The 14,588-nt window shown below is 42.2% G+C and carries 9 protein-coding genes; 4 read left to right on the top strand and 5 right to left on the bottom strand.

Features of this window, described 5'->3' with window-relative positions:
- Positions 1-7: 7 nt before the first annotated feature.
- A complete protein-coding gene (tyrS, locus tag RMX69_RS03625) occupies positions 8-1,198 on the bottom strand; it encodes a tyrosine--tRNA ligase (protein WP_322636549.1) in 1,191 nt (396 codons plus the stop codon).
- 173 nt (positions 1,199-1,371) lie between these two features.
- Between tyrS and RMX69_RS03620 the strand changes: the two genes are divergently transcribed.
- On the top strand, positions 1,372-3,297 hold the full coding sequence (locus RMX69_RS03620; protein ID WP_322636535.1) for a transglycosylase domain-containing protein: 1,926 nt from the start codon (positions 1,372-1,374) through the stop codon (positions 3,295-3,297).
- Between the two features lie 68 nt (positions 3,298-3,365).
- On the opposite strand, the gene RMX69_RS03615 is transcribed toward RMX69_RS03620, so the two are convergent.
- Together RMX69_RS03615 and RMX69_RS03610 are read right to left on the bottom strand one after the other, a co-directional pair.
- Positions 3,366-3,689, bottom strand: coding sequence for a DUF1825 family protein (locus RMX69_RS03615; RefSeq protein WP_094349476.1), 324 nt, complete (start codon positions 3,687-3,689; stop codon positions 3,366-3,368).
- Positions 3,690-3,815: 126 nt separating this feature from the next.
- Positions 3,816-4,748 carry a J domain-containing protein gene (locus tag RMX69_RS03610; RefSeq protein WP_289795334.1) on the bottom strand — a complete coding sequence of 311 codons (933 nt, stop codon included), beginning with the start codon at positions 4,746-4,748 and terminating at the stop codon, positions 3,816-3,818.
- Positions 4,749-4,936: 188 nt separating this feature from the next.
- Between RMX69_RS03610 and RMX69_RS03605 the strand changes: the two genes are divergently transcribed.
- Positions 4,937-5,311, top strand: a complete 375-nt coding sequence (locus RMX69_RS03605) for an NINE protein (protein ID WP_289795333.1) — start codon at positions 4,937-4,939, stop codon at positions 5,309-5,311.
- Positions 5,312-5,325: 14 nt separating this feature from the next.
- On the top strand, positions 5,326-5,859 hold the full coding sequence (locus tag RMX69_RS03600; RefSeq protein WP_194042369.1) for a helix-hairpin-helix domain-containing protein: 534 nt from the start codon (positions 5,326-5,328) through the stop codon (positions 5,857-5,859).
- A 79-nt stretch (positions 5,860-5,938) separates the two neighbouring features.
- On the opposite strand, the gene lepB is transcribed toward RMX69_RS03600, so the two are convergent.
- Entirely contained in the window at positions 5,939-6,511 is a 573-nt protein-coding gene (lepB, locus tag RMX69_RS03595; RefSeq protein ID WP_322636534.1) for a signal peptidase I, read from the bottom strand.
- A gap of 1,588 nt (positions 6,512-8,099) precedes the next feature.
- Here lepB and RMX69_RS03590 point away from each other — a divergent pair.
- A complete protein-coding gene (locus RMX69_RS03590; protein ID WP_322636533.1) occupies positions 8,100-9,008 on the top strand; it encodes a polysaccharide deacetylase family protein in 909 nt (302 codons plus the stop codon).
- Between the two features lie 293 nt (positions 9,009-9,301).
- On the opposite strand, the gene RMX69_RS03585 is transcribed toward RMX69_RS03590, so the two are convergent.
- Positions 9,302-13,999: a glutamate synthase-related protein gene (locus RMX69_RS03585; protein WP_322636532.1), complete on the bottom strand. Its 4,698-nt coding sequence runs from the start codon at positions 13,997-13,999 to the stop codon at positions 9,302-9,304.
- Positions 14,000-14,588 lie beyond the last annotated feature (589 nt).

Below are 14,588 nucleotides of genomic sequence, written 5' to 3'. Positions count from 1 at the left end.
TCCCCATTTAAGGTACTAAGCGCACAAACTTATTTTTCCCAACTTGTAAAACTTTACCTTTTAACTGACTAGGAGCATCGAAAGTGGTATCAGCATCAGTGATGCGATCGCCATCTAGGCGCACTCCACCCTCTTGAATTTTCCGCTTTCCTTCACCTGTACTTTTGCACAAGCCAGTAACATTGAGAATATATGCTAACTTCGTAGGAAATTGCTGCACACTAGCTAGAGAAAATTCTGGAACAGCACCTTCTTTACCGCCGCTTTGGGCTGCTTCTTTCGCTTCTTGGGCTGCGGTTTCGCCATGATACTGTTTAACAACTTCCCATGCTAAGAGTGTTTGGCGATCGCGGGGATTTTCTGGCAGTTTATCCAAAGGTAAATCCGTCAACAGTTCAAAATACTGTTCTAAGAGATTATCGGGAACTCCTTGCAACTTTTGATACTTTTGTCCTGGGTGTTCTGACAATCCGATATAATTACCTAAAGACTTAGACATTTTTTGCACGCCATCCGTGCCAATCAAAATGGGCAGCAGCATACCAAATTGGGGCTTTTGACCAAAATGGCGCTGCAAATCTCTGCCTACAGCTATATTAAATTTCTGATCGGTGCCGCCTAATTCCACATCTGCCTCAACTGCAACCGAATCAAAACCCTGCATTAACGGGTACAGGAACTCATGGATAAAAATCGGATTCTCTTTTTTATAGCGATCGGCAAATCCTTCCTTCGCTAACATCTGCCCCACCGTCATCGTGGAGAGTAACTCCAAAATTTTCTCTAAGTTGAGCTTAGAGAGCCATTCAGAGTTATAGCGCACCTCTAACCTTCCTGGTGTGTCAAAATCCAAGATAGGACGTACTTGATCTAAATAAGTCTGAGCATTTTTAGCTACATCTGCTTCTGTAAGCTGACGACGCACTTCAGATTTACCAGTTGGATCGCCAATACGTGCTGTAAAATCGCCAATAATTAAAACTGCTGTATGACCTGCATCTTGAAATCCTCGCAGTTTTCGTACTGGTATGCTATGACCAAGATGAATATCAGTACCAGTAGGGTCAATCCCTAATTTTACCCTTAAAGGTTGGTTTGTAGTTAGTAAGAGCCTTTCTAGACTTTCGCTGTTAACATCAACTGATTGTGGGAATACTTCTACTACACCACGACGCAACCAAGCAAAATCTTGCGTCATGTTAAGAGATTCATTATTAGCTATGTTTTGCACACTAGAAGTTAAGTTGGTTATAAACACTTGCAATTTATCCACTTTCTCATCTGCCAAACTACTATAATTGCAAAAAACTAACCGCCTTGCTTCACCCAATCAATTACAGTTAAATTTACAAATGAGGAAGTGAAATAGCCGTGTCGTCGTCTAGGACTTTTGAAGATAAACAGCCACAGCGTCGGGCTTCATCAGGTTTTGAGTTTTTGAAAGGAGTCGGTCAGGTGACTGGCGGTACTCTCCTCTCAATCACCATGCTGGCAAGTTCCATTGTAGCCGGAGGACTAGTTGGTTTAGCCATCAGTTTCCGTAATTTGCCAGATGTGAGACAGCTACGTAACTTCTTTCCCTCAGAAACGACTTACATTTATGACGTTAAGGGCAAGCTCTTAACGAGTATTCACGGGGAAGCCAACCGGGAAGTCGTACCCCTAGATAGAATTTCCCCGAATTTAAAACGGGCAGTGTTGGCAAGTGAAGATAGCCACTTCTACGATCACCACGGTATCAACCCTACTGGTGTCGGGCGGGCTGTAGTAGTTAACGCTGTAGCAGGTGGAGTCAAAGAGGGTGGCTCTACTGTTACTATGCAATTGGTAAAAAACCTATTTTTGTCTCGTAAGCGCGCCTTTACCCGAAAGTTAGCAGAAGGGGTGCTAGCCATCCGGTTAGAGCAAATTCTTACTAAAGACCAGATATTAGAAATGTACCTCAATCAAGTTTATTGGGGTCATAACAATTATGGTGTACAAACGGCAGCCCGCAGTTACTTTAATAAATCATCAGAATATTTAAGCTTGGGTGAGTCGGCAATGATGGCGGGTTTGATCCAAGCACCAGAGGAATTCAGTCCATTTGTGAGCATGAAGCTGGCAAAACAGAAACAAAAAGAAGTGCTAGGACGGATGCTGGAATTGAACTGGATCAACCAGTCAGACTATGACAGTGCCCTCAAACAAGAAATCAAACTTGGCAGAATCAAATCCTTTCAAGGTAGTGCCCTACCTTATATAACCAATACAGTAGCGCAGGAGTTGGCTAAAAAGTTTGGGCGTGAGACATTACTCAAAGGCGGGATGCGTGTACAAACTACAGTTGATGCCAACTTCCAAATAATGGCAGAGGAAACTGTCGTTAAGTGGCATAAATCATTGCTTGGACAGGGATTATCGAAGAATCAAATCGCCTTAGTGGCAATTGATCCGCGCACCCATTTTATTAAAGCACTGGTGGGCGGTGTAGATCCTAAGACCAGTGAATTCAATCGGGCAACTCAATCTCAACGTCAGCCCGGCTCTTCCTTTAAACCGTTTGTCTACTATGCTGCTTTTGCTACTGGTAAATATGGGCCAGACTCAACGGTGGTAGATTCTCCAGTCAGCTATCAAGATGGTAATGGTCGGTACTTCCCCAGAAATTATGATGGGGGTTTTAGCGGTCCTATGCCAATTCGCACGGCTTTAGCCCAGTCGCGCAACATTCCCGTGATTAAGATTGGTAAGGCTGTTGGCATGAATCGAGTGATCGAAACTTGCCGTACTTTGGGGATCATGAGTCCGATGGAACCTGTTACCTCTCTGCCTCTTGGTGCAATTGGTGTCACTCCCCTAGAAATGGCTAGTGCTTATGCTACCTTTGCGAATTATGGCTGGCAATCTCCACCCACTGTAATAGCCCGTGTCACCGATAGTAGTGGTAACGTCTTACTAGATAACACCCCGAAACCCCAGCTAGTTCTAGACCCTTGGGCATCGGCAGCCATTATCGATGTAATGCGAACGGTAGTTACTAATGGTACAGGTAAAGGTGCTGCCATAGCTCGTCCAAGCGCTGGGAAGACGGGTACAACTTCCTCAGAAAAGGATATCTGGTATGTTGGCACTGTGCCACAGCTAACCACTGCGGTTTGGGTAGGGAGGGACGACAACAGACAACTAGCTAGCCGTGCTACAGGTGGCGGTATGGTTGCTCCCATTTGGAAAGATTTTATGGAGAAGGCACTTAAGAACGTACCAGTAGAAAACTTCAAGTCACCTTCCCAGTTTTCTCGTCCCAAGTCAAATTAAAGTTAGGAGTGATAAGTTATGAGTTATGAGTTTATTGAGAACTCTTAACTCCCAACTCCTAACTTTTGCTAGGGCTGCTTTTCTAGCTCGGCTTTCATCCGTTCTAAAGTGAGGTGCATTTGGTCAAACATTTGTTGCGGGGTGACACCGAACTGACCTAATTGCGTTTTCAGTTGTTCTACTGTCATTTGTGCCATGAAATCTTCTGATAGCTCGAAACGCTTCATAAAGATGCGATATCGATCCATCATGGTTTCCATTTGCTCAATAAACAGCTTTTTGCCATCGCGGTCAAATTTGCCGTAGCTGTTGCCAAGCTTGATCAGCGCTTGATAATCCTCAAACAGCTGTTTTGCTTCTTGCTGAACTATTTCAGAATCGAAGAATCCCATGTTGCTTATATTAAACTGAGCGCCCAGACTCAGTAGCTTAATAGTTTTACTTCTATTTATTATTTTAGTCTAGGGGAGTAATCTAGTCACGAAGCTTCGGTTTTGGTACGGTTTGTTACCGAAATTTCAACACTTGACTTGAGAACGTTTCCCCTTGTTAAATCGACTTAATAAAGCGGCGATACTCAGAGCTTTAGCTATTGATTTAGGATTAGTATTTTCGCCCGGTTCAATTTTCAGTCTGGTAGCGTATTTCTGAGCTAGTGAATCTTGCGGGTTAAGTTTTAATGCTTGACGGATGTAAACCCTGGCCATGCCGATAAATTTCTGTTTTAGATGTACTAAACCTAATAAGGCATAATATTCGCTGTTATTTGGCTCTAACTTGATGGCATCGCGCAGTTCTTGCACGGCTAGGGGCCAGTTGGCTAGCTTGACGTACTCAATAGCTCGCTGGTAGTGACGTTGAGCGTAGTTTGTCAAAACTGGTTCGACATTAGTTTTTTCATTTAATGTCAATTCCACTGGCTTGACTTCTATTTCAGGGGTGATGCGAACAGCTTTTTGCGCTAGAAACAAGTCAGGTTTATGCAACTGTAAGTAAACTAAATTCAGTATGCTAATTTGTTGTGTAATTTGATAGAACTGATGGAGTGATTTGTATTGAGCTTCTGCATAGGAAGCGATCGCTTCTTCGTACAACAATTCTGCTTGGGGTGCAGACATTTCTCTAAGTTCTTGAGCTATGGCACTTTTCCCACACAAAGCTTCCTGCTGTAATACTCTTGCATCTGATCGCAGCATGGCTATGGCAATCAAGCGCTTGTGTCGATTTTTGAGTTGTTCGTAAGCTGGATTGATTAAATAGCTAAGTATTGCCGTTGCTAATTCTTGGTCTGGATTGCAGCTTTTAGCATAGCGATCGGGATGTAGCAGTTTCGCTAAAGTATGATAGCGTTTAAAAATCTGGCGATCATCAGCACTCACAGAAATTCCTAGCACAGCGTAAGGATCACAAAGCTGTTTAAACCATTCTGGCGGTAGGAAGGTCTGTGACATTGCAGTAATCTGATCCGTTAAAAACTTAAAATTAGCATCAAAGCTCAATGCACAGTCATGTGAAACTTACTCAAATTTTTTCAAATTAGGGATTGGGAATTGGGAAGATTTAGTTAGGGATGAATTGTTTCTGTGCCTTTTGGCTGTCTTATTGTAGGAACTATGATATTCGTATACTTATTAGAAATATGTTGACTAAGCGCAAAAGTCGAAGTGTTGCCGCTGTTTTAGCTTTTTCTGGCACGCTGACAATTTCAGGATTACATAAATTCTACCTGGGACAACCTCTGTGGGGTGTTTTGTATGTGTTGCTTTCCTGGACACCGATCCCCAAGGTAGCTAGTGCGATTGAGGGAGTTTGGTATTTAGCCCAAGATGAAGAAGCTTTTGATCGTAATTTTAATCTAGGCAAGTCAGCAGCGAGGACTTCACAAAAGGCGATTAATCAGGTAGGAGCGATCGCTGACGCAATGCGGGAATTAGATGCTTTGCGCCAGGATGGACTGATTTCAGAGTATGAATTTGAGCAAAAGCGCCGCCAATTGCTAGACCAGATTTCTTGAGGTAAGCGACAATCATGAATAATTGGCTACCTTTAAATTCCAGACTGCAAAAACTTCGCGCCAAGCTCCTCAACGATCCCTACTATCGCCTACAATCTGGGGAAGAAATTCAGATTGCAGCTCAATTAGGTATCCGTATTGATGCTAATCAAGCCACTGTAGATGATTGGTTACGCTTACCAGGTTTGTCAATTCACCAAGCGCGATCGCTTGTGGAACTTTCACATTCGGGTGTGAAATTTTACTGTATTGAAGATATCGCTGCGGCTTTGGGTATACCAGCGCCGCGCTTAGAGCCATTAAAGCCTCTGCTGAATTTTATTTACTATGACCACGAATCTTTAGAAAATCCTACCCATTTACTCAACCCGAACACAGCAACCGTTGAAAAATTAGCACAAATTCCATTTATAGATTTGTCTTTGGCGGAAGCAGTGGTGCAAAATCGGCAATCAGCCGGGCCTTACCGTAACCTGGCTGATTTCCAGCGACGGCTGGAGTTAACTGGTGATGCGATCGCCCAGATAATGTATTATTTGAGATTTTAAGTTAAAAGTTAGAAGTCTTAAAATAACTCCTAACTCTGGCAATTTTGGATTGAAAGAAAAATCCAAAATCTAAAACTGATTAAATGAACCCAATGCGATCGAGAGGCCAAAAGCGAAATGTTGCCCTACCAATGACATTTTTTCTGGGTAAAAAGCCCCAATAGCGAGAGTCATTACTATCGTTGCGATTATCTCCCATAACGAAAAATTCGTCTTCTGGGACTTTTACTGGTTGATATGGCTGATTTGGAGGTTCCGCGATGTAGTCTTCTGCTAAGGGTTGACCGTTGAGGTAAACTTTACCAGAAGCAACACTTATTACCTCACCAGGCTGGCCAATAACTCGCTTGATAAACGCTTGGTCTTTGGGATATCCTCGACGTTGTAGTTCTGCGGGTGGCTGAAAAACAATAATATCGCCAGTTATGGGAGGGTGAAAATGGTAGGAGATTTTTTCAACTACCAAGCGATCGCCTGTATGTAAGGTGGGTAACATCGAGTCAGAAGGTATATAGCGCGGTTCGGCGATAAAAGTCCTGATTAAGAATGCCAAACACAGTGCGATCGCAATTAAAATCAGATTTTCTCGCCAACTACGCCATACTTTTAACGACGCACGCTCTTCTTTTGCATCACTTTCGTGAGGAATCATAAAAGTTTCTAGCCAGTTTCAGAAGTGAGACAAATACCTTGATTATTTTGACTCAAAAGGTATGTCAATAGGAAAGCAGGGTTGAGGGTCAATCTATACAGACATTAAATAATACACTTATTTATTTACCAAAGATAAGCAAAAGTGCTGTACATAAACTATGACTTGTCTAAGGTAAGATAAGCAAATAATTAAGATTGCTAAATAGATTATTAAAAATAAAAATTCTAATTGCTGTAATTATAAGGCAAGTTATGAGACAATCATTACTTTTGTTTCTTCCTGCCAAACAAGCTAGTTACAGACTGCTAGAGCGATACAACCAGTAGGTTTTTTCTTTAAACGGCAAAATACTCTACCCCATGTTTGACAGTATCTACCTCACTTTACTGAAAAAAGGCAGAGGGCAGTTTTGCTGGAGGTTGAGTTGGAAGAAAATATATTTTGATCTGTATTTTTAAGTGATATTACATAAATTTAGTGAAATTTTAAATGTATTATTTAATGCAGAAATATAATTAAATTAAGCGTTTTTAGTAAAAAATACGACTTTTAAAGATGAAATATAGACCTTATTGCTTCAAGGGATAGATGTCATACTATTGTGATTTTAATCACTTGCCTATATACCCGAAATTAATTTCCGTAATTACACGGTGACAGTGCATATTAAACTGTACTATTAATTAAGATATAAACATACTTAATTATCTGAGAAAAACATTCACAGACAGAAAGCTCTAGCAATTTCGGCTAAAGTATCAGCATCCGAAAGAGAAGTAAGCTGCTGATAGAATTATTTTTCTTGAATGAGTCAAAGGTGACTAGATTTAAAGAATAAATGCCCCTTGGCAATGAGAAACTATATTGAATCAATTTTCGTCTGGTCTATTTCAGAGAAAATACTAGGTAACATTCTGTCAGTTGAAAATTTAACTTTTTCTTAAAAAGGAAACAATGGCAACAGGCAGTAAAATATATCCTATCAAGAATAGAACTAATAGTTTCCCAGACTCTTTTTTTTAAAGAACCCCACCCTTGTAAGTAGTTTTGTATGTTATCAAACAATTGACTTAAGTTGTAAATTATACAGATTTGCTGTCACAAAGTCTGGCTAAAAGAACTTCAGTCTGCTAAAAGTGTAAATTGTAAGTATGAAACTGAGTTCATATTATTTGAAGAGCTATAAAACTTGAAAGGATAATGCTGCCTTAGCGGTGAGCTGAAAAATAGCAACTAATTCAGAACTGCTATTTAAGAGGATTTTGGGGTGTGGTTAATTATCTGATTCTGTTCCTCTCCTTCTTAGAGCTAGCAGTAAGAATGTGGAAGCGTAGAGCTTACCTTTTCTGACTGGGTTGAAATTAAACAGTACCAAGTATTGTATATTCAACGCTGTCCAAATCTAGAGCATATAGATTTTAGTTAAAGCAATATAGTCTGTCTTATCAATTCTGAATTCCCGTTAGTAACAATTCCAATTTTCATGATTACCAGAAAGTAACTGGTATCTAAATATCTAATAAACATGTGCTACAACGTACCGTCATAAGCGTGGTGATGGTTCGATCTTTGAAGGAGCTTTGAGGTGGAAAATAATAAGTCGTTTCTGTGGCCAGAAGGAATATTAATTGCGCTACTTGCTTTAGGTGGTGTTTTTAGTCTTGCTTTTATGATGCTTCTAAGACCAAATGCTTCGGATGCTCAAAGTAGACCAAGTATAAATATCAAGGATGTATCTGCAAACGTAGGAACTCAGCAGCGCATTGAGAAATTAAAGGCAGCGATGCTTACAAGCTGGCAGCAAGAAGCACAAACAAAGGGTCTAGCCTACCCTATACCATCACGTTTTCAAGGGCAAATTATTAAAGCTGCAAAACTTACTCAGGGTGAGAAAGTGATTGCTCTCACCTTTGATGATGGCCCTTGGCCTGAGACTACAGAGCAAGTGCTAAGTATTCTGAAATCAAATAATATTAAAGGGACGTTTTTTGTAGTCGGGCAGAACCTCAAAAATTATCCAGAGTTAGGAAAGCAGATTGTCGCTCAAGGTCACGTCATTGCCAACCATACTTGGCATCACTGGTATCACTTTTTTAATCAACAAGCAGCTGCTTTTGAAATTGAGCGCACAACAGACTTAATTTATCAAGTTACAGGTGTTAAAACAAATCTGTTCCGACCGCCTGGTGGCAACCTACACAATGGATTATCTGCTTATGCTAAAGGACAAAAGTATGCTGTGGTGATGTGGTCGGCTGACTCTATAGACTACAAGTTACCAACTGTACCAAAGTTGATCGATAACGTGATTAAAGATTCTAAACCTGGTGGGATTGTGCTAATGCATGATGGTGGTGGTAATCGTTCTAGAACTGTGCAAGCTTTACCAGAAATTATTAACAACTTTAAAAAGCAAGGCTATCGCTTTGTGACTATTCCAGAACTTTTAGAAATCGAAGATACAGATCGAAAGTTGCTTGCTAACAAAAAGTAATAATTATTAATTATAAATAATTAGTCATTAGTCAATAGTAATTGGCTAATGACTAAAATTATCTTTTTTGGTTAAGATGGTTATTTTTGCGTTCGGTTAGAGACTGATAATTAAGTGCATTCTAGCTGTGAGCCAAAATTTTTTATTCAAAGAGCGATCGCCCAAATATTGATCCTGTATTGATATTATTACATGACTATTACGAAAGTTTTTTGGCGCTGAAAACCTTGTTTTATTAAAAGGCAGGCCAGAAGGCCTGCCTCACAAGATTGAATTTATTTGTTGGAAGTCTCTTAATGACTGCTGACTAAACTAAACTCAGTTGTTTTTTCAGGATTAGCTTCTGGACTATCAGCTTCAGAAGGCGGAACTAACTGCCAGAATTTCGGCAAAAATGCTTGCCAGTTTTGCAGAATTTTCTTCGCCTTTGGTGAACCAGTGCGTTCTGCATGATTTTGAATTAATTCTTGCAGTTGCTTTGCACCTACTTCGGTAATTACCCGCTGAATTTTGACAATTTCTGGGTTGACTAACTCACGAAATGAGTCGTCTTCATCCAAGAAGTATGCCAGTCCACCAGTCATTCCAGCAGCTACGTTACGTCCTACTTTGCCAAGGACGACAATCACACCACCAGTCATGTATTCACAGCAGTGATCCCCAGCGCCTTCAATCACTGCTATGCCTTTGGAGTTTCTCACAGCAAAGCGTTCTCCTGCTAGACCGTTGGCAAATAATATGCCACCAGTAGCACCATAGAGGCAGGTATTGCCAACTATCACGTTTTGTGATGCGTTATAAGTAGCATCGGTTGGAGGTTTGATGATGATTTCACCACCATGCATCCCTTTACCTACATAGTCGTTTGCTTCTCCTTGTAGGCTCAGAATTATGCCGGGGAGGTTGAAAGCACCAAAGCTTTGCCCAACACTACCTGTAAAGTTGAGATTAATTTGTCCTTCAAAGCCACTGTCACCGTACTGGGAAGCGATCGCACCCGCTAATCTTGTGCCCACTGTTCTGTCAGTATTGATAATTGGGTAAGTCTTGGTGACAGTAGACTGATCCCTAATAGCAGCCTGAATGTCAGGATCGGCAAGGAACTTGTCATCTAAAACCACGCCGTTGCTGTGAACTTCTTCATGCACCAACCAGCTACGATTGTCTCTGCTATTTGGTAGCTGAAGTAAACAATCGAGATTCAGCGATCGCGTTTTGGCGAGATTTACCTCTGGGCGCAGTTTCAACAAATCTGCACGTCCAATGATTTCTGACAAAGAACGGTAGCCAAGTCGGGCTAACAAACTCCGCACTTCTTCGGCAATAAAGTAGAAGAAGTTGACAACTTGTTCCGGTATTCCCGTAAACCGCTTGCGGAGTTCTTCTTTCTGAGAGGCGACACCGACGGGGCAATTATTTGTGTGGCAGATCCGCGCCATGATACAGCCTTCAGCAATCATGGCGATGGAGCCGAAACCAAATTCTTCGCCGCCCATCAATGCACCTATTACCACATCCCAACCACTCTTGAGTCCGCCATCTACGCGTAAAATCACGCGATCGCGCAAGCCATTTTCCATCAAGACGCGATGCACTTCGCTTAAACCCAGTTCCCACGGTGAACCAGCATGTTTAATCGAACTTAGTGGCGATGCACCTGTACCACCATCATGTCCAGAAATCTGGATAATATCAGCGTTTGCCTTGGCTACACCAGCGGCGATCGTGCCAATGCCAACTTCTGAAACTAGCTTCACCGACACCTTTGCTTTCGGATTAATTTGGTGCAGATCAAAAATCAGTTGTGCTAGGTCTTCAATGGAATAAATATCGTGATGCGGTGGTGGCGATATCAGCGTGACGCCTGGTTTGGAGCGTCTTAACATCGCAATGTATTGGCTTACTTTGGGGCCTGGCAGTTGTCCACCTTCCCCAGGCTTTGCACCTTGGGCAATTTTGATTTCAATTTGTTGGGCGTTGACTAAGTACTCTGGGGTAACACCAAAGCGTCCCGATGCAACTTGCTTAATGGCACTATAAGCTCGATCGCCATTCCGCAATCCTTTTAAATGAGGTAGGGTTGGCGAGTGACCAAACTCGTCTACATCATCTAAAACTGTGTAGCGGACTGGATCTTCGCCGCCTTCTCCAGAATTGGATTTACCGCCAATCCGGTTCATGGCGATCGCTAAAGTTTCGTGGGCTTCTCTTGACAAAGCGCCTAAAGACATGCCGCCTGTACAGAAGCGCTTGACTATTTCATATACCGATTCCACTTCTTCTAGAGGAACTGGGGTGCGATCGCCTTGGAAGTCTAGTAAATCTCGCAAGGCTGTTACCGGTCTGCCTTGGAGGTGCTTTTTGTAAACTTCGTAGTGGTCGTAGTTTTTGCCATCTAGAGCCTTATGCAGCGCCTTAACCATTTCGGGGCTATTCATGTGGTACTCGCCGCCAGGACGGTACTGCACAAAACCCAAGTTTTCTAACTTCTTGGTCGTTAGTTCTGGGAAAGCTTTGACGTGGAAGGAAAGCACTTCATCAGCAAGTTCGGTAATGCTTAAACCACCGATGCGGGAAGTCGTCCCACGGAATCCCAGGTCGATTAAATCTCCACCGATGCCAATAGCTTCAAAGATTTGGGCTGCTTGATAGCTGGAAAGCAGAGAAATTCCCATTTTGGAGAGAATTTTCAGCAAACCTGACTCTACTGCTTTGCGATAGTTTCCTAAAGCTTGTTCTAGGGTGAGGGTGGGAATTTTTTGCACGCCCATTAACTTTTGAGTTTTGGGATCGGACCACCAATCACGCACCGTATCTAAAGCCATGTACGGGCAAACTGCACCAGCACCATAGCCAATCAGACAAGCAAAGTGATGGGTACTCCAGCATTGAGCAGTATTCACAATCAGGGATGTTTTCATTCGCAACCCCTCACGAATTAGATGGTGATGCACCGCACCCACTGCTAATAGGGGAGGAATGTAGGTATATTCTGTGTTGATACTGTCATTAACCCGATCGCGATCGCTTAATATTAAAATCTTTGCACCTGCCCGGACTGACTCAGCTGCTTGTGCTTGTAAAGATTGCACTGCGGCTTTCAATCCTTCTGGGCCGCTAGCGATCGCAAATAGGGTTGATAACTCAGCCGTGGCAAATCCTGACAGCTTAATGGTTTCTAATTCACTATCAGTTAACACTGGCGATTCGAGTTTCAATCTCCGAGCATATTCTGGCTTGGGTTCTAATAAGTTACCCCGTTCACCCAGTTCCACTTTCAGAGACATCACTAGCTTTTCTCGCAGGGGATCGATCGCTGGGTTCGTCACCTGAGCAAAGCGCTGTTTGAAATAGTCATAAAGCAGGTGGGGCTTTTGTGACAGAACAGCTAAGGGAATATCATCACCCATGCAGAAAGTCGGTTCTGAACCGGCGATCGCCATTGGATGAATCACCATTTCTACATCTTCTGTGGTGTAGCCAAAGGCAGTTTGACGCTGAAGTAAAGTTTGCTTGTCAATAGTCAATTGTCCTTGGTCATTTGTCATTTGTCCTTTGCCATTGCCATTGCCATTTGCTAATGACGGATGACCAATGACCAATGACTTTAATTCTTGACGATGCTGTTGCAGCCATTCTCCATAAGGGTGCTGCTTGGCGATGCGCCCCTTTATATCCCAATTCTTCAGCACTTCATGATTTTCTAAATCCACGGCAATCATTTGCCCTGGGCCGAGTCTACCTTTCTCGACAATATCGGCTTCTGGGAAATCCACCACACCAGCTTCCGAAGCTACAACAATGTAATCATCTTTGGTGATTGCGTAACGAGCTGGTCTTAAACCATTACGATCTAGTGTTGCGCCAACTTTTTTGCCATCGCTGAATACTAAAAGTGCTGGCCCGTCCCAAGCTTCTTGCAAACCACTGTAATATTCGTAGAAATCAACAATTTCTGGAGATTCACGTAAAGAAGGCTGATTTTGGTAAGCCTCTGGAACCATAATCATTAAGGCTTCCAAGGGGGTGCGTCCAGAGCAAACCAGTAATTCCACTACGTTATCTAAAGTAGCTGAGTCGCTGTTATCAATGTGAACTAATGGCTTGAGTTCCTGGATGCGATCGCCCCATACAGGATGATTCAGGCTAGCTTCTCGTGCCATCATCCAGTTTATGTTACCCAATAAGGTATTGATTTCGCCGTTGTGACCCAAAAGCCGCATCGGTTGGGCTAGGGGCCACTTGGGCATAGTATTGGTACTAAAGCGGCGGTGATAAACAGCAAAGGCGCTTTTGTAAGCTGGATTTTTTAAATCGTCATAAAAGCTTCCCAAAACAGCAGAACGCACCATGCCTTTGTAGACAATTGTGCGACTTGACAACGAACAGATATAAAATTCTTCTGAGATGTTAGTTGCAGCTTTACTAATTCGGCGGCGGGTAATGTACAACTGCCGTTCTAATTCATCACCGCTTTTGTCAACAGAAGCTAACAAAACTTGCTCAATCTGGGGTTGATTTTCTCTTGCTTGTACCCCCAGCAAATCAGATTGCACTGGCACTACTCGCCAACCCAATACAATTAATTTCTCTTCAGCAGCTACTTGCTCGACAGTCACCCTAGCTTGTTGTGCAGCTTGCTGGTCTTGTGGTAAAAATATCATCCCCACAGCTATGCGATCGCTAGATGGAAATTCCTTCCCCCTTTGGGCAAAGTCTTGTTGGAACAACTCCCAAGGGATTGCTGTCAATACTCCAGCACCATCACCTGAGTCGCGATCGGCGCTACAACCTCCTCGGTGTTCTAAGCAGGTTAAAGCAGCTAAGGCTTTTTCGACAATTTCGTGACTGGTATGATTTTGGCGATGAGCAATAAAACCTACACCACAGGCATCTCGTTCTTCTACTAACCACTTTTGCCCTTGATAGGTATCTCTTGAGTTGATATTCGCTGTGATTTTCTGGTCTTGATTCATCGGTTTATTATTCATACCCTGTTCCTGAAGTATTGAGTTACCAATTTTGTCACTACATTGTGGGAGAAAATTTCTAAATTCAGCGATGGAAAAATATATAAGCACCGAAATTTAGGGAAAAAAAATTTTAACTTCGGTTTTACTTTATCAGTTCCCCCGTGTTAAAATTATTGCGTGTTTTTATGTGTTTATGCGGTGTTAGACAATTTACCTCCGCCAAGACATTATTTTTGCCCTGACAGTTTCTTTTTTATATTTTGAAGTTAAGTATTTTCTCAATCCCTTTTTTCCAGATGCACACTAGCTACTCATAGAGCCTATTTCGGCTCACCTGAAACAAAACTAAAACTGAACGCTGCACTATTTTTTAAAATCACAGCCCAGATAATTCGTAATTGCTCGTGACAATCAAGAACTCACTATAAGCAGTCGCGTTGCGTTTCTGAGAGAAGCTATGCTAAAAGCTTTACGCTACGCTACCTTAATTCGTGGTTGCAATCAGTGAGGGGTTCTACCCTCCATTGTCTTGTTAACCATTGAATTAAAAATTGAGTCTGATCTGGTGTACCTTTTTAATTACGAATTAGTAATTATTTGGTTATCC

It is taken from the genome of Nostoc sp. EspVER01, from assembly GCF_034530635.1.
GTDB lineage: Bacteria > Cyanobacteriota > Cyanobacteriia > Cyanobacteriales > Nostocaceae > Nostoc.
The sequence above is the reverse complement of the archived record's forward strand: the minus strand, read 5'-3'. Positions and strand labels throughout refer to the sequence as shown.

Coding starts and splice junctions, on each gene's coding strand:
- tyrS (WP_322636549.1), bottom strand. CDS start 1,198: ATGACGCAAGATTTTGCTTGGTTGCGTCGTGGTGTAGTAGAAGTATTC.
- RMX69_RS03615 (WP_094349476.1), bottom strand. CDS start 3,689: ATGGGATTCTTCGATTCTGAAATAGTTCAGCAAGAAGCAAAACAGCTG.
- RMX69_RS03610 (WP_289795334.1), bottom strand. CDS start 4,748: ATGTCACAGACCTTCCTACCGCCAGAATGGTTTAAACAGCTTTGTGAT.
- RMX69_RS03605 (WP_289795333.1), top strand. CDS start 4,937: ATGTTGACTAAGCGCAAAAGTCGAAGTGTTGCCGCTGTTTTAGCTTTT.
- RMX69_RS03600 (WP_194042369.1), top strand. CDS start 5,326: ATGAATAATTGGCTACCTTTAAATTCCAGACTGCAAAAACTTCGCGCC.
- lepB (WP_322636534.1), bottom strand. CDS start 6,511: ATGATTCCTCACGAAAGTGATGCAAAAGAAGAGCGTGCGTCGTTAAAA.
- RMX69_RS03585 (WP_322636532.1), bottom strand. CDS start 13,999: ATGAATAATAAACCGATGAATCAAGACCAGAAAATCACAGCGAATATC.